The following is an 18,593-nucleotide window of genomic DNA, read 5'->3' on the forward strand; positions in this document are numbered from 1 at the left end:
GCGAGGTTACGTCGGTGAACCAGTCAGGCAGCTAAATCGTAGTTCGCGCGCGTTTGTATCCGTCGTGGCATGAAAGTTTCCAGGATGTGCACGCTCTCGTCCGTAAGCCCGCGGCCGAAGTGTTTCTTCGACACGTCATCGGCAGCGCGAAGGATAAAGTCCACGATCTCCACTGGGGTGTAGACGATGCCAAGCTTGTCGGCGTCGCGCTTGAATGCCTTTTGGAAGAAGCGTTCGTAGAGTTCCTTGATCACCTGCTGCTTCCCGGACGCGCTCGTGACCTCGGAAGCGCGCACACGCACCGAGGCGTAGAACTTCTCTAGCGAATCAGTCTCAGCATCCAGATCACTATCGTCGAGCGCGTCGACCATGCGCTGCATGACCTGGGAGACCGGGTTATGGGCAGCGAAGTCATGTTCGCTGAACAGCGCGTCAAACACTGGGGCGGTAATGAGGTGCTGTGAAAGCATGCTGATCGCTTCGGCATCAGAGATTGAGTCGTTGAGGTTTCCGCGCAAGCCTTCCACGAAAGTTTCGAACTCACGCTGGAGTTTCGGACTCGCAGTTTCCAGAAGCTTATTGATTCGGGTGATCTGGTTTTCAGCGATTACCGCGACATCGTCGGCCCAGTCTTCCCAGTAGGTTCGGGTGCCGACCTTGTCCACGAGCTTGGTGTAGATCGCTTCCTGCCACTTCTCTAGGGAGAAGAGTGCAACTTGCTCGGAGGTGAGCTCCGAGGTCTCATAACCAGGGGTGGAGTCGTTCTTATCGAGCTCTGCCTTTGCTTTTTCGACTTCGACGTGAGTGACATCGATCGGGAGCTCATCAGGCTTGTCACCGTTCAAACCGATCGAGTTCACCTTGGCGTTGAAGCGGTCATCGTGCGCACGCAGTGCGTTGAGAATCTGCCAAACCACTTTGAAACGAACGTTGTCGTTCAGCGCTTCGGATGGTGACTTCCCTGGAGGAACCGCGACGGGGAGGATGATGTAGCCGTAGTCCTTGCCTTCCGACTTGCGCATCACGCGGCCGACCGACTGAACCACGTCGACCATGGAATTGCGCGGGTTGAAGAAGATCACCGAGTCCAAACCAGGCACGTCAACGCCCTCAGAGAGACACCGCGCGTTGGTGAGGATGCGAGTTTCGTCCGGCTCCATGGATGCCTCGAGCCATGCGATCTTGTTGCCGCGCTCCATCGCGTTCATACTGCCGTCGACGTGCTGTACCGCGACGGACAAATCCACGTTGTGAAGAGAAACATCGTTGGTCGCAGCATGCTCGCGAAGCGTTTGTTGGTGGCTTGCGATGAGTCCCGGGTACGTTTCCGCGATCAGCTTCGAAGTCTTGATGTCCTTCGCGAAGGCAACGGTGCGCTGCATCGGTGCAGCATCTTCCTCAAATCCGCCTTTTTGCCCTTGCAACTTGCCGGAGCGCTTTGCGAGTGCGTTCCACGCACCGATCATCGCTGAAGCGGTGGTCAGGTTCATGCCTTCCTGCGTGTGCCGAACCAGTGCTTCGGCAGCAACGTCCTCGTCCACGGTCATCACCAAGACGCGATAGTCGGTGAGCAGGCCCTTATCCACCGCTTCACCAAATCCGAGTCGGTGAAACTCTGGACCGTAGATGGCCTCGTCGTCCATGGAAGCCAGTTCGGCTGAGTGTTCTTCGGTTTTGGTTTTGACGGAGTCGTCGAAAAGCCGTGGTGTCGCGGTCATGTACAGACGACGAGCAGCCTTGATGTAGTCGGCATCATGGATTCGAACGAAATTGGATTCATCCGCTCCGGCGAGTGTGACGCCGGTGGTGCGGTGAGCCTCGTCGCAGATAACGAGGTCGAAATCGTCGAGGCCCTTCGCCTGAGCATCATGAACAGCGGGCAAGGACTGGTAGGTGGAAAAGACGACGTGCAGACCATTGGCGCGCTTTCCTTGCGAGAAAAGAGTAGCGATGTCGTCGCCATCAGTGGAGACAGGGACCTCGAGGTCGTACGAGGCAATGTCTTCGGCCTGGCGGCTGGCCTTGTTATCGGAGCAAACCGCGAAGCTCTTCAGATCTAGGCGAGCCTGCGCAGTCCACTCGCGAAGTGTTTGTGCGAGCAGTGCGATGGAAGGAACGAGGAAGAGGACGCGGGCGCGGCCCCCCTTGTCCTTTGCAACTTGTTCAGCTAGGCGGAGCGCAGTGAACGTCTTGCCTGTGCCGCAGGCCATGATGAGCTTGCCGCGGTCGTGGGTATTGAACCCAGCCATGACGTTCTCGATCGCCTGCTGCTGGTGCGGACGCGGCTCGAAGGTTTCGCGCCGGGTGAGGCGAACCTGCATCTCGGAGCCGGGGAACACAACATCCCAGTTCACGGGTGATTCTGCGATCTGATTAAAGCCGATACGACTGGTGGGGATCTGCTGGTTTTCTAGAGCATCTTCCGCATTTTTCGACCACTTATCGGTCGTTGAAATGATGTAGCGGTGAACGAAGTGTTCGACGCTCGACTCAGTCTCAAACGAGCGGCCGGAGGCCTCGAAGAACGAATCGATGTGCTGCTTCTGGATGCTCGTGGTCGGCTTGTAGAACTTGGCCTGGATTGCCACCCATTTACCGTCATCCTTGCGGCGCGCAACCAAGTCAATGCCCGTATCGGCCTTGCCACCGTTGTAGCGCCACTTATCCCAACGCTGAACCTCATCGAACTGCGCAGAGAGAACAGGATCGGTTTTGAAGAAGTTAACCATCAACTTCTCAAACGCGATCCCGTACTTGCCCTGAGGCTGATTCTCACGGAGCTGATCGAGGACTTCGCTGAATGACGACATGAGCATCATTTTGCCCCTAAGGTGCAATTCTTTCGCTTTAGGGGGTGTTTATTTTCCCAGATCACATCGATCAAGGCCGTTACACTCGAGATCGCCACGGTATCGAGGCGGGGACGCCGGTGCTCGGGTGTGCGGTCTGCAGGTGCATCGTCGCTCCTTGGGGGCAGGGCGCAGCGGGGTTCGTCGATAAGTGATGGCGCTATGGAGCCGCTACACCCGCCAGTCCTCTACTTGTAGCAATGGGACACGGGAGAACTCCCGGGTGTTGGCGGTAACGAGAACGCAGTCGTTTGCCCGTGCCTGAGCTGCTATCCACAAATCGTTGGGACCGATTGGCTGCCCGATCGCCTCTAGCTCCAAACGGATGTCAGCGTAAAGAGCTGCCTCGGGCGCTCCGGTTCCGACTACCTGATACGCCTGTTCGAGTTGCTTGACAGCATCGGTCCGACGAATCGACGTTGACTTACCCGCACCAACCCGCAGCTCTCCAAGGACAATGGAAGACAGCACGATGTCGTCGGCTCGAGTTACGCGCATGCGTTCGAGGATATTGGCGTTACTGCGACGAAGGGCATCGATCCACACATTTGTGTCTAGGAGGAAGCGCATCATTCATCCCACTTTGGGATCGGATCTAGGGGGAGATCAGAGGGTTCTTCGAACTCGTCCGCCCACCCATCCGGTAAATCGGCAGTGATCACATCGAGCACATCGAGAGCCGAGAGCGGCTCAGGAGAGACGTAAAGCTTACCCCCAATCTTTTTCAGCCAAACCGTTTCAGAATCGAAACGAAAGTCCTTAGGAATTCGGATTGCTTGACTGTTGCCCGACATGAAGACCGTGGTTTCGACGGAGTCTGCAGCAGCCTCAGTCATGAACACCTCCTCGTATATATGACGTAATATATACGGTTTGGGACGTCAGGACGAGCACTCCGGCTAGAAAAGCTCCCGCACCGCAGCCCGCGCTGCCCAGGTATCGCGTGGGATGGTCAGGGCGCCGGTGAAGGCGACGCGATCGCCGGGGTGCAGGGTGAAGGTGGAAGGGGTTGGGCCGGTAAGGGGGTCGTCGAGAAGCGAATGCACGAGAGCGGGATCAACGCCGAGCGCTTCTGCAATGCTGAGCAGGGTTGCGCGTTCCTCGTCGGTGATTATGCCGTCTGACCAGGCTTCGACGGCGAGTTGGCGGGTGAACTCCTCGTTGATCGCCTCGACGTCGTCGGAGCTTAGGCCTGCGGCAATGGCGGTGGATTCGAGTTGGCGCATCTCGGTACGGGAAATTTCGCGGTCTACAAGCGCGCGGGTCAGTTCGGCGCGGTAGGTGGCTTCATCCTTGGTGCCGGTCGTCGGCAATGTGCGCGAAAGCTGGCCTGCCCAAGACGGCGCGCCACCGCGGGGAAGTGTGCGGACCTCGGACGCGGGTGTGGTGAACAGCGCAGCCGGAAAGTGAACGATATCCGCGTGGTGGTTCGCGTGCAGGTACGCGAGGAGATCGGCGGTGGCCTGGGCATCGGCAAGCGCAGAGTGCGCCAAACGGTTGTGGATCTGTGCGATGGCAAGCGCCTCGCTGAGTTTGCCCACGCCAAGGTGCTGCTTGGTCAGACGCATCGTGTCCAACCACTCGCACATGCCATCCTCCGCGCCCGCGCGTGCGAACTCGTTGGCAAGGAAGCGGCGCTCAAACGACGCATTATGCGCCACCAACGTGCGGCCGTTCAGCAGCGCACCAAGATACGCGGCGATGTCGCGGAACACCGGCGCATCCACGACGTCCGTCGCCGTGATCTTATGGATGTAACTGTTCGGAATGTCACGCTCCGGCTGGATCAACGTCTCCCACGTGCCCTCCACCGTGAGGTCGGGGCGCAGCAACACCACGCCTATCTCCACGATGCGATCGAGATTGCTCAGCCCCGTCGTCTCCAGATCGACCACCGCAAACCCGTGCTGCCGGTTCATTCCTGTTCCTTATATCTGAACTGCGTAAGCGCGATTTTCGACGCCACCATCAACCTAAAGCACGCGCCGACGCGGTCAGGTGGGGAGTCGGTCGGGTGTTCGATGGTGCGCAAATTGTCAACCCAGAGTTGACAAACGTGTTCGAAAGAAAGCTGGTATGAAATCAGGTACTAGCCGGATGGGGAAGGAAGAGAACGATGACAGTTTTTACGGTTGATGCTGAGCGCTCGCCAGGTGGTGTATGGGTGCTCGAATGCAAGGAGCTCGGCGTGGTCTCTCAAACCGAGAACCTAGAGCTGGCTGAGGCAGAGGTACGCGAAGCAATTGCGTTTCAGTCCGGACTTCGTGCCGACGAGTTTGAGGTTGAGGTGGCTGCGATGGAACCGTAGGCGGCTTCGTCACGTCTAACTCAATATGAAGAACTCGATCTACTTACCGTGGCTGCTTACAGGGTTGGCTGTCGCCACATCAGTGGGGTATGCAATTGTGCTTGCTCTGGGGCCACCAAATATGACCGTGCCTGTACTGGACTTTTCTGCAAAGGTTATCGGCCCAGTGGGTGCAGCACTCATTGCATGGGCAGGTGTTTCCCACACAGTGATGAACACGCGGGTGCAGGACACAGCGAAGGAATGGCATCACGACCTGAGGTGGGCGTCAGAGCTGTGTGCGTCGGAGAAACCGCTCGATGTTGCGATTGGGATCGCAGTGCTCGGTGAACTTAATGACCATAGTCTCCTAGCGCCCGACCAAGTTAAGATGGTTCGCACTATCTCAGAAACGATCACTGGGGAATTTCTTCACGGTATCGACACAGCACTGAAGGGAGTGGGCGACGATGGCGCAACGCGATAACTCCAATGTGGGCCAGCCGCTGGTCGTCGCTAAGCGACCGCCCCACATCGGCGAAATTGCAGCAGCGAAGCTCTTGATCAAAATGGTTGAACGCGGTCAGATCGACCGGGAGATCACTCCGTTGCTGCGCTGGATTGCCGAGTATGGCGACGTGGACGAGAGTCGAGTTCCCGACATCGTGCTTCAGCCCCGCGACCAGTCTGCCTAACCGCTAGAACAGCTCCCGCACCGCAGCCCGGTCGACCTTGCCCGGACCCAACTGGGGCAGCGCCGGCACAACCTTGAGTTCCTTCGGTACTTGCCAGCGTGCGATTTCACCGGTGTCCTCGGCGTCCGCAAACGCGTCCATGATGTCCGCCACGCTCGCAGACCCGGTGTACGCAGCGCAGATGCGTTCGCCGAAGCGCGCATCTTGCTTACCGACGACACACGCACCCGTCACCCCATCCACCTTGAGCAGGAACGTCTCCAGCACTTCGGGGTGGAGTTTGAGGCCGCCGGAGTCGATGATGTTGTCGATGCGTCCGTGGACGGTGAGGTGGTCGTCGATAAGTGAACCCGCGTCGGAGGTGCGGAACCAGCCGTCCTTGAGATCGTCGGAGGGCGCCTGCGATCCGACATTGCGGTAGCCGCGCGCGACCATGGGGCCGCCGAGGTGGATGCGGCCGTCGATGATTTTCACGCGGGCGCCGGCGATGGGCACGCCGTCGTAGACGCAGCCGCCGGAGGTTTCCGACGAGCCGTAGGTGGTCACCACGTTGATGCGCAGTTTCTTTGCCGACTCGAGCAGGCGCGGGTTGGTCGCCGCCCCGCCGACCAGCACCGCGGAGAAGGTCCGCAACGCGTCGATGCCCTTGAGCGTCGAGGTCGCCTTGGCCAGCTGCATCGGCGTCAACGCCGTGTAGGTGCGCTCGCCGGTGCTGGCCAGGTCGTGGGCGTGGTGGGCGAACTCAGCGACATCGAAACCATACGTGAGGTCCACAAACGCCGGCTCCACGCCCGCGACCATGCTGCGCACCAGCACCTGCAGGCCCGCGATGTACGCCGCCGGCATAGCCAGCAGCCACTGGCCTTCGCCGCCGAGCGCCTGGTGGGTCGCGTCCGCGCTCGAGATCAGGTTCGCCGGGGTCAGCATCGCGCCCTTCGGCTTGCCCGTGGACCCGGAGGTGGAGACGACGAGGGCGATGTCGTCGTCGATAGGCGCGCCGGGCTCCAACGTGTTGCGCAGCAGGTTCGTGCGCGCCGGGTCGTTCGTCGGCACCGGCAATAGCGCGCGCTGGCCGGTCAACGCCTCCTCGAGCGCGGGCATGATAGCCAGCGGATTCGCGGGATCGACGGGCAGAAGTTCGAGCAGGTTGGTCACAGCGTACGAGCGTAGCCGGTGGGATATCGCGCGCCGCGAAGGCCGTGACGTGTAACACCTGTTTGCGAGCCCACCGATAGAACAAGCATGAAGAAGTTCATCGCATCGGCCGTCGCCGCGGCGACCGCCTTCACCGTCACTGTCCCTACGACCCACGCCGCCACGCTCACGCCTGCGGACAACGGCCAGTGCCGCGTCACCCTCAACGACGCGGAGCGCGGCCCCGCCTGGCAAGCCGAACGCATCGCGAAAACCCTCACGCACGGCATGTACGCCACCGCCGTCGCCGAGGCATTCGAGGCAACTTTCGAGGGGCTCAAGCCGCTTGGCGACGACCACCTCACCCAACCGGCCATCATCACCGTCCAGGAAATCCGCCTGGCAGGCGAGGAACCCGGCGCCCGCCCCGACTACGACGCCGCCCGCGCCGCCACCAAGGCCAAACTGGCAGAACTGGGCCTGACCTCCACCGACGCCGACTTTTACCTGGACATGAAGCAGGGCTCCCAGATCCCGCTCTCACCAGCAGGCAAGGCGCTGAAGGGGTCGGCGGGCTGGTACATCGGCATCGACGGCTCCGTGCCAGAAGTGAACGACCTTGGCCCGGACTACGAGTTCGGCCGCACCGGCGCGAACACCGCCCGCTTCCTCAAGCACATGCCCGAGTGGCAGCGCAACGCGTTCGCCGCCAACATGTCCAAGACCTACTTCGGTCAAGCCTTCGACTCGCTCGAGTCCCGCTACTACCACCCGCTGAGCAGGGCAAAGAAGTGCGACGACAATCCGCCGCTGCTCTTCAGCATGCAGAACGCGGAACTGCCCGCCGCACCGGAGCTGAAGAACACGCTGCCCGGCAAGCCAGCCGACCCGGATAAGCCGGCCGAGCCCTCGCCGGAGCCTTCGCCGGAGCCGGACAAGCCGACGCCGACCCCGGGCACCCCTACGCCTGACACCCCTGCGCCGGAGCAGCCGAAGACCTTCGACGCGAAGCTTGCAGAGATCATCGGCATCATCGCCGCCGTGCTCACGGCACTGGGCGCCCTGTTCGCCCTGCTGAAGACCGCCGGCTTCAACGTGCCGGACTTGCCCCAGATCCCCGGCCTGAACAAGTAGATCTCCTCCTCGGGGAGGAGGTGCGGGGCGGGGGTCGTCGATAGGCTTACGCCCATGCGCTACAAACCGGGTGACCTTGTGCTCGCGGTCGCTGTCGCCATTTTGGCGGCGGTGTACACCGCGAGTGCGTTTACCCAACCCATAGACGCGGCAGGTTGGGGCCAGGCCGTGCTGTCGTGGGGCTTTGTCGCGGTGTGCGTGGTGCTCACGAGCAAGCCGAAGTTCTCCTCGGTTGCGCTTATCGCGCTGAATGTTGCCTGGTCGACGATGTGGCTGGCCGCGCCGGTCAACCTTGGATTTTCGCCGTGGGTGTTGGCGGTCCCGGTGGCCACCTTTATCGCCGGGCGGTTTACAGGGAAACGCTTCGCGCTAGTTGTCCTCGCCGCCGCGTGCGGGTGGGCGCTGCTGTCACCGTTCATGTGGACGTGGGACGACAACTTTGTGTTGTTCTACCGGCACGGGGTCGATCTCGGGATCACGCTTGCGCTGCATTGGGGTGCGAGTGCGGTGGGGTATCTCCTGGGGGCGAATGTGGCGGCTGAGGATGAGGTGCGTCGTCGAGAAGCACACGCGAAAGAGCAGCGCCTCGCAGCGGCGCGCGAGGAGGAACGCCGCGCCATTGCCCGCGATATTCACGATCTGCTCGGCCACTCCCTGACCCTGATCAAAGCGCAGGCCAATGCTGGTTTGGCGGTGGGGCAGGAGCGGGAGGCGCTGCAGCAGATCAACGAGGCCGCAGGGCAGTCGTTGTCGGAGATTCGCCTGCTTGTGCGCGGTTTGCGCGAGAGCGACCATGCGTTTTCCCCGGCGGCGGGGATCCCTGACCTGCCGTCGTTGGTACAGCGCTACCGCGACGCCGGCGTGGAAGTATCGCTGGAAGCACCAGCAGTGGATGTCTCCCCGGTGACCTCGCTTGCTACCTATCGCATCGTGGCTGAGGCACTGGCAAACGCGGCGCGCCACCAAGTCGATCCCACTGTGACGGTTCGGGTCGCACCGGGCGAGACCGTGGTGGTAGAAGTCGTTTCTACCGGCCAGATTCGACCCCAACCAGGCACCGGCGTCGGGCTGGAGGGGCTGCGTGAACGCGCGGCGAGCGCCGGTGGCACGCTGAAGACATGGCAATCAGGGGAGACGTTTACCGTGCGGGCGGAGTTGGCAGCATGATCCGCCTGCTTCTTGCCGACGACCAACCGCTCCTCCTCAGCGCCCTCCGCACCATCTTGGACGCCCAGGACGACATCACCGTCGTCGCCACCGCCGCCGACGGCGCCGAAGCCGTGGAGAAAACCCGCGCCCACCGCATCGACGTGGCGGTGCTGGACATCCGCATGCCGGTGCTCGACGGCATCACCGCCGCTCGCGCGATCATGGAGATGGGCCCACGCGTGATCATGCTGACCACCTTCGACGACGACACCTTGATCCATGCAGCTATCGACGCCGGCGTGCACGGCTTTCTCCTCAAAGACGCCGAACCCGACGTCCTGGCCAACGCCGTACGCGCCGTCGCCCGCGGCGAATCGGTCCTAGCCTCCGGGGTCACCGGCCGCGTGATGGAGTGGGTCCGCGACGGGGCGGGCACTTCAGAATCCGCCGCTGCGCTGGAGGGGCTGACGCAACGCGAACGCGACGTGCTCGCGGAGATTGGCCGCGGCGCGACGAACGCCGAAATCGCCGCCACGCTGTTTATTGCAGAGACCACGGTGAAAACGCACGTCTCCAACCTGCTTTCCAAACTTGGCGCGCGCGACAGGGTGGCGCTCGCCTTGATCGCCCAGCGCGCCGGGATCTCCTCCTAGAGGAGGAGGCAGTGTGGTCCCGCCGGCCGATGTGGTCGCCTTGTTCGGCGACGACCATGAATGCCATGACTGATACCCAACTTGCTTGCCGCGGCGTGGTCGTGTCCTTCGGGGACCACCACGTACTTCGCGACGTGTCATTGACCACCACCCCGGGCCGAGTCCACGCACTGCTCGGCCCCAACGGCGCGGGTAAATCGACCCTGATGTCGGTGCTGCTCGGCCTGATCGAACCCGATGCCGGCGAGGTGACACTGATGGGGCAGCCGTTTGATCGTTCGGCGCTGCGCCACGTTGGTGCCTCCATCAACGACCCCGCCTTTTACAGCCACCTCAGCGCCCGCAACAACCTCCGCGTCCACACCACGCTGCTGGGCCTTCCCGACAGCGAAGCCGACCGGGTTCTCGAACTGGTTGGCCTCCAAACCGCGGGCAAGAAGAAAGCCGGCAGTTTCTCCACCGGCATGAAAGGCCGCCTCGCCCTCGCTCAGGCGCTGCTCGGCGAGCCAGAGGTGCTTATTCTCGACGAACCACAAAACGGCCTCGACCCTGAAGGCATTGCCCACCTGCGCGACTACCTCCGCGAATACGCGCGAGCTGGACGCACCGTCCTGGTCAGTTCCCACCAACTCGGCGAAGTACTCCACATGGCCGACGACGCCACCGTGATCGCAGGCGGCGGCGTCCGCTTCGCAGGCGAGCTCGCGGAACTCGGCCCCAACCTAGAAGAGTCGTTCTTTCGGCTCACCTGCGGTGGTGAACGATGAACCTCCTACACGCCGAATGGATCCGTGCTCGCGGCTCCATACTGTGGTGGCTCGCTGGGGCAGGTTTGCTGGTCGGTGTGCTGCTGACGTTGTTCGCCCTGGCCGGAAATGTGGAAACCGCGACGAACCTGCTCTACCCGCAAGGCCTGTTGGTCACCGGCATGGCTGCGCCTGCCGCCGCACTGTTCGCAGGCTTGGCCGAGACCCGCGAGCGTGACGCCCGCGGCGGCGGCACATTGTGGCGGCCGGTTTCACCCAAGCGCACTCGCGCCGCCCGCATCGTCGTGGTGTGGCTGGCGCTGGCCGCGTTCGTCGCCTTCGACTTTGTCGTGCCGTTTGCCGCCGGCCTCGTATTCAACCTGGACAACACGGCCTCGATTGCACTCGTCGGCCTGTTTGTGTGGCTGGGCATGCTCGGCCCCGCAGGCCTCGCCGCCGCTGCCACGCGACGCATTGGGATGCTGCCGACCATCATCCTCGGCTTTTTCTTCACCATCGGGCTTGGCTACTTCGCCGAACGCGACTGGTGGTGGATAAACCCCGGCGCCTGGCCAACCCGGCTGGCGCTACCGACCATGGGCCTGCACTTCAACCTGCTACCCCTCGACGCCACCGACCCCATGGCGGGGGAATCTCCCATTCCCGCCCTCACCCTCACACTGCTACTCGCAGCAATTGGCTTTGTAGTGGCCGCCCTCGTACCACCGCGCACCCGACCCATGCTGCGCCGCCGCCGAGTCCACCACGTCACCGCACCGCTGGCCGCAGGGCCGGCAACGCCGCGCCCCGAAACCACCGGATACGTGGCTGCGGTGAAGGGGGTTGCGATGGCGGCGAGGGTGTCGTCGATAAGCGTCTTGCTCCTGCTCACCGCCCTGGTGCTGCTGTTCTCGCTGGCATACCCGGTGGACGTGCGCGAGGCGCTGTTCGCCTACGCCATCCTGCCGGTTGGGGCCGGCGTGCTGCCCACCCTCGTGTGGCCGAAACTGCGTCCCGCCTGGGCGCTCATGCAGGTCGAACACCCACACGTCCGCGCCGCATTGGCCACTTGGTGCGTTGGAGTCGTCGCCCTCGTGTGCGCGTTCGGAGCGGCCGTGGTTGGCGACGCACGCTTCGGACTCCTCGCGTTCCTCGCAGGCAGCGTATTGGCCCTCACCGCACTTGCCATCACCGTCCGCTTCGGCGTGGCGTGGACGCTGGCCACGACGATCCTGGTCACGATCGTCTCCGCCACGATCGGCGGCGACGTCCTCGCACAGTCCGCACTATGGATCCTCGCCGTCCCCGCATGGCCAATCACCGCCACCGGTGCACGCGTGTGGATTGCGGCTGCGGTGGGGTTAGCGCTGCTGGCAGTCGTTGTCGCGGCGCTGATGCGGGTGCTGCGCGGCATGCGCCCAGTGCGACGCTAACCCGCCGGGGTCAGGCGTCCATCTGCCGTGTAGCGACCATCGGGGGAGTTGTAGAAGGCGTGGGCGTGGTTGTCGTCGATAAGCAAATGCCACGTGCCGCCGTTATCGCAGGTGCCCTCGGTGATCGTCTCGCGGAAGCCATCCTCGGTTTTCGCGAGGTGGCCCGCGCAGCCAAGGTCCGGGTACGTCACCGCGATGCCGTCGGCGGTCGGCTCGAACCGGACGCGGAACTGCTCACCCTGCAGGTGCTCCACCTTGGACACCTGCCCCATCGTGCCCTCCAACGGACCACGCAGTGTTGCGTTGCCGATCTTGTCCAGCGCCGCCGCGTCCGTCGTCGGGTGCCAGGTGATCCGTGTGACATCGCTGAGCGGATTGCCGACGACCGTCTCCTCCGGGCCCCACACCTTTTCCAGACGCTGACCCCGCAGTTCGAAGTGTGTCACGTTGAGGCGGGGACCGTCCGTTTCGTACTGGTCCAAGCCCGGCTGGGTGCCGTTGGTGAACACTGTCGGGTAGGGCTCGTCCGAGTCGACGAGGTAGTCCTTCGTCCAGGTGACCTCGCCGTTCTGGGCCCGCAGCACGCGCACCGGCGATGGGTTGCCGTTGGCCGCGCCTGCGTCTGGGCCTGCGTCTGGGGCTGCGCTGACGCCTGCGCGGAGCAGCAGTTCGGGTTCGAGATCGCCGTTGATGTCCAAAACGTCGTAGGTGAACGTGCCGTCGAGATCCGCGAGGTCCGCGAAGAAGCGCGCCGGGTCCGCGATCGCTTCCGCGTACAGGTCACGGATCGAAGCGGTCGGTGTCGCTGACGCCGTGGTCGCGTCGGTTGACGTTTCGTTGGCCGGTGCGCTAGTCGGTGCGCTGACCGTCTCGTGAGAAACGACCGTCGTTGTTTCCGGTGCAGGCGTTTGGATTGGTTCGGTCTCCGTGCCGCAGGCAGCCAGCAGGAGAGTGGTGGCGAGGATCGGTACGTGACGTTTCATGGCACCACGCTACCGAAAGCCCAAAAGACGATATCGGGATTTGGCATTCTCGCCGGAGCACAACCTGGGGAAACGGCGTCGGCAAGGTGCTAAAACCCGATATCGTCTTTTGGGCTATCCGACAGATCAGGACAGGATCTGCCAGGCGCTTTGGAAAATCGACATCTGTTGGGAACTGGCGGGCCAACGCATCCGACTAAAAATGCGTCCCTGTATCAACCGAAAGGTGTATGTGTGTCCAGTACTGTCCAACGGCGCAGCGGCCTGCCCGCGCTGACCAGAAGAATCCATTTTTACGCGGGCCTGTTCATTGCCCCGTTCATCTTTGTCGCCGCGCTAAGTGGCGCTCTCTACGCGGTCGCTCCGTCGCTCGAAAACGTCGTCTACAAAGACGTGCTGACCGTTCCCGCCTCCGATACCAACGCCCCGCTGGCCAGCCAAATCAGGGCCGCGCAGGACACACACCCGGACATGGATGTGGCGCAGGTGTGGCCGTCGTCGACACCCGATGAAGCAACGCGCGTTTTGCTTATCGACGAATCCCTCACCGAAACAAACCAACTCCGCAGCATCTTCGTCAACCCCCACACCGGTGACGTCATTGGCGACGAGCCAACCTACTCCGGCCTCGGCGAACTCCCGCTGCGCTACTGGATCTCGTCGCTACACAAGAGCCTCCACCTCGGCGAGGTCGGCGAGCTTTACGCAGAGGTGGCAGCCAGCTGGCTGTGGGTCGTCGCCCTGGGCGGCCTGTACCTGTGGTGGCGGATGGCCCGGAAGCGAGCCCTGGTTGGGTTGGAGAATGCGACGGGGCGTCGTCGTAAAGTGCTGAACTTGCACGGCGTAGCCGGAACCTGGTTGCTCGTGGCCATGCTGGGACTGTCCGCCACAGGCATCACCTGGTCCGTATTCGCCGGCGAAAACGTCGACCGCACAATCACCTGGTTGGGCGGCAAAGCAGAACCGATCGAAACCTCCCTGGTCGCCGACGCGGAAGCCGCCCCAGCCGACGAGCACGCCGACCACCACCCCGCCAGCGCACACGGAGCCGAAGGCCTGACCAAGGACGAGGTGGCCGACCAAGCCGCCACCGTCCTCGAAACCGCCCGCGCCGAAGGCCTCACCGGATCAGTGCGCCTCTTCGTCCCCAAGAACACCGACGAGGCGTGGCAGGCCAGCGAGCGCTGGGTGCCGTGGCGCACCACCTCCGACGCCGTGAGCGTGAACGGCCAAAACGGTGACCTTGTAGACAAGCTCCCATTCTCTGAACTGCCACTGTTCTCAAAACTGACCAGCTGGGGCATCTACCTGCACATGGGCATCATGTTCGGCCTGCCTCTGCAGATCCTGCTCGCTATCTGCGCGCTCGCGATCTGCGCCATGGTCGTGATGGGCTACATCCTCTGGTGGCGACGCCGCCCAACAAAGAACGCCATCGCCGGCGTCCCAGGTCAGGCTGATCTCACCGGCCGCGACTGGGCCATCCTCGCCGTCGTAGCGATCCCGGTCGGCCTGTTTCTGCCGCTACTCGGCCTTACCTTCGCCGCGATGCTTGTTGCCGATCGGTTGCTGGCCCGCCGCCGCACGGCATTTACGACGCCCGAAAAAGAACCTGTTCCCCTGGCTGCTGACGAGCGGGTCGGAGTCTCCGGAGACGAGGCTGAGCTTGGCTTAGTTGAGGTTGGCTGAGGCAAGCGTGGCGGCGCGTTCCTGACAGATCACGGCGGAATCTGTCAGTCGCCGGCATCGCGCCTGGTCAGAAATCGCCCCTGACAGATTCTGCAGAATCTGTCAGTGGAAGAGGGGGCCGGCGAAAATAGTTCCCGTGGTTGGGCCGGGATGTGGAACTTTCTTGCCTCCCAAGACAGCCGACCTGGGAGAACGCCGCCGCGGTGGAGCCAAAAACCCGAAATAGTTCCCGAGCGGGGAACTATTTTGGGTGGGGGCCGCAGGGCCGCCGGGCCGCCAGCCCGGCAAAGTACCGCCGTACCCCCAAGAAGCCTAGTAGTAGAAGGGGAAGTCGTCCCAGCGTGGCGGGCGCTTCTCCAAAAACGAGTCGCGGCCCTCGACGGCTTCGTCGGTCATGTAGGCCAGGCGGGTGGCTTCGCCGGCGAAGACTTGTTGGCCCATGAGGCCGTCGTCGACAAGGTTGAAGGCGAATTTGAGCATGCGCTGCGCGGTGGGGGACTTGCCGTTGATTTCGCGGGCGACCTGGATCGCCTCTTCTTCCAATGAAGCATGCGAGGCAACGATGTTTACCGCGCCCATGCGCTGCATCTCCTCGGCTGAGTAGGTGCGGCCGAGGAAGAAGATTTCGCGGGCGAACTTCTGGCCGACCATCTTGGCTAGGTAGGCGGAGCCGTAGCCGGCGTCGAAGGAGCCCACGTCCGCGTCGGTCTGCTTGAACCGGGCTTCCTCGCGCGACGCGATGGTCATGTCGCACACGACGTGGAGTGAGTGTCCGCCGCCGGCGGCCCAGCCGTTGACCACCGCGATGACCACCTTGGGCATGGTGCGGATCAGGCGCTGGACCTCGAGGATGTGCAGGCGTCCGCCCTCGGCCTTCACGCGCGCCTCATCGACGGTTTCGGCGGTTTCGCCGCCGGCGTACTGGTAGCCGGAGCGGCCGCGGATGCGTTGGTCGCCGCCGGAGCAGAACGCCCAGCCGCCATCCTTCTGCGAAGGCCCGTTGCCGGTCAGCAGCACCACGCCTACCGACGGATCGCGCCGGGCGTGATCCAGGGCTTGGTAGAGCTCGTCGACGGTGTGGGGGCGAAACGCGTTGCGCACCTCGGGGCGGTCGAATGCGATGCGCACGGTGCCGTCGGCACGCGTGTCGCCGACGTGGCGGTGGTAAGTGATGTCGGTGAAGTTGAAGCCTTCGACCTCGCGCCACTGGCTGGGGTCGAAGGGCTGGGCGGTGGAGTACTGCATGGGGGTAATCGTACTCACGCGTCCGCTTTATACCTCTTTATAACTAGCCCAACCTATAAAGAGGTATAAAGAGGCTATGGTTCAGCGCAGTCCGTACACACCTGGCGTGGTGGCCTCCACCATTTATGGCAGAGACCAAGTTCTTAGGGAGGCGAAGCGCGAGCTTTTCTTTATGGCTCATGATCCTGGGCTGATGGGGCAGGTGAAGGTCTACGTGGGACCCCGCGGCATAGGAAAGACCAGCTTGCTTCGAGCAGTTGAAGCAGAAGCTAAGGCTGAAGGCTTTGAAACCGCCTGGATTACAGCGGGGGACCGGCCACTTTTCAATGCCCTTTTGGACAAAATCGGCGAGATTGCTCGCAGCTGGAAGGATGAGGCTGGAGAAAAGCTGCTCGGGCTGTTGTCGTCGCTGCGGGTTGAAGCGTTTGGTGTTTCGGTTGGAGGATCTCAACCAGTTGAAGGCCCGAGGCCAGATGCGTCGGGATATGGAGACCAAATGCAGCGCGCGCTTGTTGATGCAGCGGAAACGATCCGGGGCAGGGCTAGTGGAATGGTTGTTTGTATTGACGAGATTCAGTCGGCTGATGCAGATGGCCTGCGCTCGCTTGCGTACGCGTGGCAGCAGATGCAGGCAGAAAATGCTGAGCTCCCTCTCGCCATCTTTGCAGCTGGGCTCAGTCATAGTCAGGATGTGATTACCGATGCTGTGAGTTTTGCAGAGCGCTTTAGTTATGTGCATCTTGAATCTCTGGACCGAGAACACGCTGAGGAAGCATTAGTACAACCGGCGAAGAAGAAGGGCGTGAATTGGTCTCCGGCCACGCTCCAGGAAGCTGTCCGTTTAGCAGGCGGCTACCCGTGGGCTGTGTCAAATTTTGTGGACGGGTAAACCCGTTGTGTTTGGTTGTGGGGGTTAGGCTGCGGCGGCGTGTGTGTCGGCGCAGCGGGTTTTGAATTGGCGCATTGCTTCGGCGGGGATCAGCCCGGTGGTGGAGTGGATGCGGCGGCGGTTGTAGTACGCCTCGATCCAGTGTCCGACTTCGTAGCGGGCGTCGAACTTCGACGCGAACTGCTTCTTTTCGTACAGCAGATGCAGCTTCAACGTGGAAAACATCGACTCCGCAACCGCGTTGTCCCAGCACACACCGACCGCGCCGGTGCTTAAACGCACATCGAGTTTCTTGGCTGTTTGCGCGAACTGCTTCGAGGTGTACTGCGAGCCGCGGTCGGAGTGAAACACCGCGTTGCCCGCGACGAAACCGGCCGCGTGCGCCATGGTCAGCGCGTCGACGACAAGTTGCGCACTCATCCGGTCTGCGATCTGCCACCCGACAACCATCCGTGTGCTCAGATCGATCACGACGGCCAGATACATCCATCCCTGCGCGGTGCGCAGGTAGGTGATGTCGCCGCACAGATAGGTTGTCGGCATCGCGGGGTAGAAACGGCGCCGAAGCAGATCAGCTCGTGCGCTCGCCTGCGGGTCTTGGATCGTGGTGCGTTTAAACGCGCGACGGTACTTGGTGTGCAGCGTGTTGTCAGCCATGATCTTTCGCACCGCATACAGCGTGGTTGCAACGTTTTGGGCCTGAAGCTGCCGGTAGATAGTGCGCGCCCCGGCAAAACCGTTGTGCTCGTTGAAGATCTCGATAACCAGATCGGTAATCGCCGCGCGTTTCGCCCGCGGTGTGCCACCGGCCGGCGGAGTATCTCTACGCTTGCGCCAGGCGTAATAGCCGGAGCTGGATACTTCCAACACACGGCACATCATTGACACTGGGTAGCGGGGGCAGGGGTTGCCTTCTTCGTGGAAGTGGGCAATTACCGCGAAGAGGTCCTCGTGGTGTGCTCCGTGGCGAAGAAGGCGGCCGCTTTTTTTAAAAACTCGTTTTCACGCTCGAGCTCTTTGATCCGCTTTGCCATCTCTGCCGGGTCCTGCGACGCGGCATCAGCAGCGCGCATGTGGCTGCCGGAACCAGTGCCCAAGGTGCCTTCGGCTTTGGCCACCCAGCGTCCCAACGACGAGGACGACACCCCGTACTCCTGGGCCACGGCACCACGAGTCTTGCCGAACATCAACACCTCATCAATGCACTGCTGACGAAACTGATCCGAATACTTACGTGGCATGATTTAATCCTTCCAGATCGGTGGGTTTCACCGTCCACCGGAATCATGACACCCCACCGTATTTCATTCAGGTTGTAGGCGATCTGGTGTGGCAAGCGGCCGATTTTCCGGACCCTGGCACTTTTATTGACCTAGCAAACCTCAAACATGTAGCGGATCGATTCCAAGAAACTCAGTTGACCATGTTCCGCTCCCGGTGGCACAAAGCTACCGACGTGGAGAGGGAATTCATTAGCGCAATGGCTGAGGATCTAGAGCCACAGGTGAAGCGAGGCGATATCGCCGAGAGAATGGGCCGACCTACAACCGGAATCAGCATGGTCCGTAGATCTTTGCTTGACAAGGGATTAATCGAGGAAAGTGGTTTCGGCTACTTGAGGTTCACTGTTCCGGGGTTCGCCGAATTCGTGAGAAACGAGCGGGGCGGGCAGGAGCGTGAGGCTCGTGGTTGACATTTTATACCTCT

The 18,593-nt window shown here is 62.1% G+C and carries 18 protein-coding genes and 2 pseudogenes; 11 read left to right on the forward strand and 9 right to left on the reverse strand.

What is annotated here, in order from left to right; all coding sequences use genetic code 11:
- Positions 1-71: 71 nt before the first annotated feature.
- The 4 genes and pseudogenes from CCOY_RS01650 to CCOY_RS01665 form a co-directional block, all read right to left on the reverse strand.
- A pseudogene (locus CCOY_RS01650) lies at positions 72-2,810 on the reverse strand (restriction endonuclease); the annotation flags it as partial.
- A gap of 210 nt (positions 2,811-3,020) precedes the next feature.
- Entirely contained in the window at positions 3,021-3,422 is a 402-nt protein-coding gene (locus CCOY_RS01655; RefSeq protein WP_208856579.1) for a type II toxin-antitoxin system VapC family toxin, read from the reverse strand.
- The gene (locus CCOY_RS01660) at positions 3,419-3,685 is read right to left on the reverse strand and encodes an antitoxin (RefSeq protein WP_070421738.1); all 267 of its coding nucleotides are present in this window, start codon (positions 3,683-3,685) and stop codon (positions 3,419-3,421) included. The genes CCOY_RS01655 and CCOY_RS01660 overlap by 4 nt, the downstream gene beginning before the upstream one ends.
- Before the next feature lie 63 nt (positions 3,686-3,748).
- Entirely contained in the window at positions 3,749-4,768 is a 1,020-nt protein-coding gene (locus CCOY_RS01665; protein ID WP_092101392.1) for a 3'-5' exonuclease, read from the reverse strand.
- Between the two features lie 197 nt (positions 4,769-4,965).
- Here CCOY_RS01665 and CCOY_RS01670 point away from each other — a divergent pair, with 197 nt between their 5' ends.
- The 3 genes from CCOY_RS01670 to CCOY_RS01680 are packed head-to-tail and all read left to right on the forward strand — an operon-like array spanning position 4,966 to position 5,831.
- Positions 4,966-5,157: a hypothetical protein gene (locus CCOY_RS01670; protein WP_070421740.1), complete on the forward strand. Its 192-nt coding sequence runs from the start codon at positions 4,966-4,968 to the stop codon at positions 5,155-5,157.
- A gap of 25 nt (positions 5,158-5,182) precedes the next feature.
- On the forward strand, positions 5,183-5,623 hold the full coding sequence (locus tag CCOY_RS01675) for a hypothetical protein (RefSeq protein WP_092101394.1): 441 nt from the start codon (positions 5,183-5,185) through the stop codon (positions 5,621-5,623).
- Positions 5,607-5,831: a hypothetical protein gene (locus CCOY_RS01680; protein WP_092101396.1), complete on the forward strand. Its 225-nt coding sequence runs from the start codon at positions 5,607-5,609 to the stop codon at positions 5,829-5,831. Before CCOY_RS01675 ends, CCOY_RS01680 begins: the two co-directional genes overlap by 17 nt.
- A gap of 3 nt (positions 5,832-5,834) precedes the next feature.
- On the opposite strand, the gene menE is transcribed toward CCOY_RS01680, so the two are convergent.
- Positions 5,835-6,986 carry an o-succinylbenzoate--CoA ligase gene (menE, locus tag CCOY_RS01685; RefSeq protein ID WP_244268671.1) on the reverse strand — a complete coding sequence of 384 codons (1,152 nt, stop codon included), beginning with the start codon at positions 6,984-6,986 and terminating at the stop codon, positions 5,835-5,837.
- 87 nt (positions 6,987-7,073) lie between these two features.
- On the opposite strand from menE, the gene CCOY_RS01690 reads away from it, so the two are divergent.
- The 5 genes from CCOY_RS01690 (at position 7,074) to CCOY_RS01710 (ending at position 12,080) form a co-directional block, all read left to right on the forward strand.
- Positions 7,074-8,099, forward strand: a complete 1,026-nt coding sequence (locus tag CCOY_RS01690; RefSeq protein ID WP_143028450.1) for a hypothetical protein — start codon at positions 7,074-7,076, stop codon at positions 8,097-8,099.
- A 54-nt stretch (positions 8,100-8,153) separates the two neighbouring features.
- On the forward strand, positions 8,154-9,266 hold the full coding sequence (locus tag CCOY_RS01695; RefSeq protein ID WP_070482107.1) for a sensor histidine kinase: 1,113 nt from the start codon (positions 8,154-8,156) through the stop codon (positions 9,264-9,266).
- Positions 9,263-9,901: a response regulator gene (locus CCOY_RS01700; protein ID WP_092101400.1), complete on the forward strand. Its 639-nt coding sequence runs from the start codon at positions 9,263-9,265 to the stop codon at positions 9,899-9,901. Before CCOY_RS01695 ends, CCOY_RS01700 begins: the two co-directional genes overlap by 4 nt.
- Positions 9,902-9,966: 65 nt before the next feature.
- Positions 9,967-10,668 (forward strand): ATP-binding cassette domain-containing protein, encoded by a 702-nt coding sequence (locus tag CCOY_RS01705; RefSeq protein WP_092101402.1) that lies wholly within the window; start codon positions 9,967-9,969, stop codon positions 10,666-10,668.
- Positions 10,665-12,080, forward strand: a complete 1,416-nt coding sequence (locus CCOY_RS01710; RefSeq protein ID WP_092101404.1) for an ABC-2 family transporter permease — start codon at positions 10,665-10,667, stop codon at positions 12,078-12,080. The genes CCOY_RS01705 and CCOY_RS01710 overlap by 4 nt, the downstream gene beginning before the upstream one ends.
- Here CCOY_RS01710 and CCOY_RS01715 read toward each other — a convergent pair.
- The gene (locus CCOY_RS01715) at positions 12,077-13,063 is read right to left on the reverse strand and encodes a hypothetical protein (RefSeq protein ID WP_092101406.1); all 987 of its coding nucleotides are present in this window, start codon (positions 13,061-13,063) and stop codon (positions 12,077-12,079) included. The genes CCOY_RS01710 and CCOY_RS01715 overlap by 4 nt on opposite strands.
- 234 nt (positions 13,064-13,297) lie before the next feature.
- Here CCOY_RS01715 and CCOY_RS01720 point away from each other — a divergent pair, with 234 nt between their 5' ends.
- Positions 13,298-14,752: a PepSY-associated TM helix domain-containing protein gene (locus CCOY_RS01720; protein ID WP_070421748.1), complete on the forward strand. Its 1,455-nt coding sequence runs from the start codon at positions 13,298-13,300 to the stop codon at positions 14,750-14,752.
- 312 nt (positions 14,753-15,064) lie between these two features.
- On the opposite strand, the gene CCOY_RS01725 is transcribed toward CCOY_RS01720, so the two are convergent.
- Entirely contained in the window at positions 15,065-15,997 is a 933-nt protein-coding gene (locus CCOY_RS01725; RefSeq protein ID WP_070421749.1) for a 1,4-dihydroxy-2-naphthoyl-CoA synthase, read from the reverse strand.
- A gap of 76 nt (positions 15,998-16,073) precedes the next feature.
- Here CCOY_RS01725 and CCOY_RS01730 point away from each other — a divergent pair, with 76 nt between their 5' ends.
- Positions 16,074-16,886 carry an ATP-binding protein gene (locus tag CCOY_RS01730; protein WP_092101408.1) on the forward strand — a complete coding sequence of 271 codons (813 nt, stop codon included), beginning with the start codon at positions 16,074-16,076 and terminating at the stop codon, positions 16,884-16,886.
- A 24-nt stretch (positions 16,887-16,910) separates the two neighbouring features.
- Here CCOY_RS01730 and CCOY_RS01735 read toward each other — a convergent pair.
- Both CCOY_RS01735 and CCOY_RS01740 read right to left on the reverse strand, forming a co-directional pair.
- A pseudogene (locus tag CCOY_RS01735) lies at positions 16,911-17,825 on the reverse strand (IS3 family transposase); the annotation flags it as partial.
- Positions 17,819-18,127 carry a transposase gene (locus CCOY_RS01740; protein WP_070422110.1) on the reverse strand — a complete coding sequence of 103 codons (309 nt, stop codon included), beginning with the start codon at positions 18,125-18,127 and terminating at the stop codon, positions 17,819-17,821. The pseudogene CCOY_RS01735 and the gene CCOY_RS01740, both read right to left, overlap by 7 nt.
- Before the next feature lie 182 nt (positions 18,128-18,309).
- Here CCOY_RS01740 and CCOY_RS12210 point away from each other — a divergent pair, with 182 nt between their 5' ends.
- Complete coding sequence (locus CCOY_RS12210; protein ID WP_494337219.1) at positions 18,310-18,579, forward strand: DUF8462 domain-containing protein; 270 nt, start codon at positions 18,310-18,312, stop codon at positions 18,577-18,579.
- Positions 18,580-18,593 lie beyond the last annotated feature (14 nt).

This window comes from Corynebacterium coyleae, assembly GCF_030408635.1.
GTDB lineage: Bacteria > Actinomycetota > Actinomycetes > Mycobacteriales > Mycobacteriaceae > Corynebacterium > Corynebacterium coyleae.

Excerpts from the sequence above, each read along its gene's own strand:
- CCOY_RS01655 (WP_208856579.1), bottom strand. The coding sequence starts at position 3,422 with ATGATGCGCTTCCTCCTAGACACAAATGTGTGGATCGATGCCCTTCGT.
- CCOY_RS01660 (WP_070421738.1), bottom strand. The coding sequence starts at position 3,685 with ATGACTGAGGCTGCTGCAGACTCCGTCGAAACCACGGTCTTCATGTCG.
- CCOY_RS01665 (WP_092101392.1), bottom strand. The coding sequence starts at position 4,768 with ATGAACCGGCAGCACGGGTTTGCGGTGGTCGATCTGGAGACGACGGGG.
- CCOY_RS01670 (WP_070421740.1), top strand. The coding sequence starts at position 4,966 with ATGACAGTTTTTACGGTTGATGCTGAGCGCTCGCCAGGTGGTGTATGG.
- CCOY_RS01675 (WP_092101394.1), top strand. The coding sequence starts at position 5,183 with ATGAAGAACTCGATCTACTTACCGTGGCTGCTTACAGGGTTGGCTGTC.
- CCOY_RS01680 (WP_092101396.1), top strand. The coding sequence starts at position 5,607 with ATGGCGCAACGCGATAACTCCAATGTGGGCCAGCCGCTGGTCGTCGCT.
- CCOY_RS01690 (WP_143028450.1), top strand. The coding sequence starts at position 7,074 with ATGAAGAAGTTCATCGCATCGGCCGTCGCCGCGGCGACCGCCTTCACC.
- CCOY_RS01695 (WP_070482107.1), top strand. The coding sequence starts at position 8,154 with ATGCGCTACAAACCGGGTGACCTTGTGCTCGCGGTCGCTGTCGCCATT.
- CCOY_RS01700 (WP_092101400.1), top strand. The coding sequence starts at position 9,263 with ATGATCCGCCTGCTTCTTGCCGACGACCAACCGCTCCTCCTCAGCGCC.
- CCOY_RS01705 (WP_092101402.1), top strand. The coding sequence starts at position 9,967 with ATGACTGATACCCAACTTGCTTGCCGCGGCGTGGTCGTGTCCTTCGGG.
- CCOY_RS01710 (WP_092101404.1), top strand. The coding sequence starts at position 10,665 with ATGAACCTCCTACACGCCGAATGGATCCGTGCTCGCGGCTCCATACTG.
- CCOY_RS01715 (WP_092101406.1), bottom strand. The coding sequence starts at position 13,063 with ATGAAACGTCACGTACCGATCCTCGCCACCACTCTCCTGCTGGCTGCC.
- CCOY_RS01725 (WP_070421749.1), bottom strand. The coding sequence starts at position 15,997 with ATGCAGTACTCCACCGCCCAGCCCTTCGACCCCAGCCAGTGGCGCGAG.
- CCOY_RS01730 (WP_092101408.1), top strand. The coding sequence starts at position 16,074 with ATGGTTCAGCGCAGTCCGTACACACCTGGCGTGGTGGCCTCCACCATT.
- CCOY_RS01740 (WP_070422110.1), bottom strand. The coding sequence starts at position 18,127 with ATGCCACGTAAGTATTCGGATCAGTTTCGTCAGCAGTGCATTGATGAG.
- CCOY_RS12210 (WP_494337219.1), top strand. The coding sequence starts at position 18,310 with ATGTTCCGCTCCCGGTGGCACAAAGCTACCGACGTGGAGAGGGAATTC.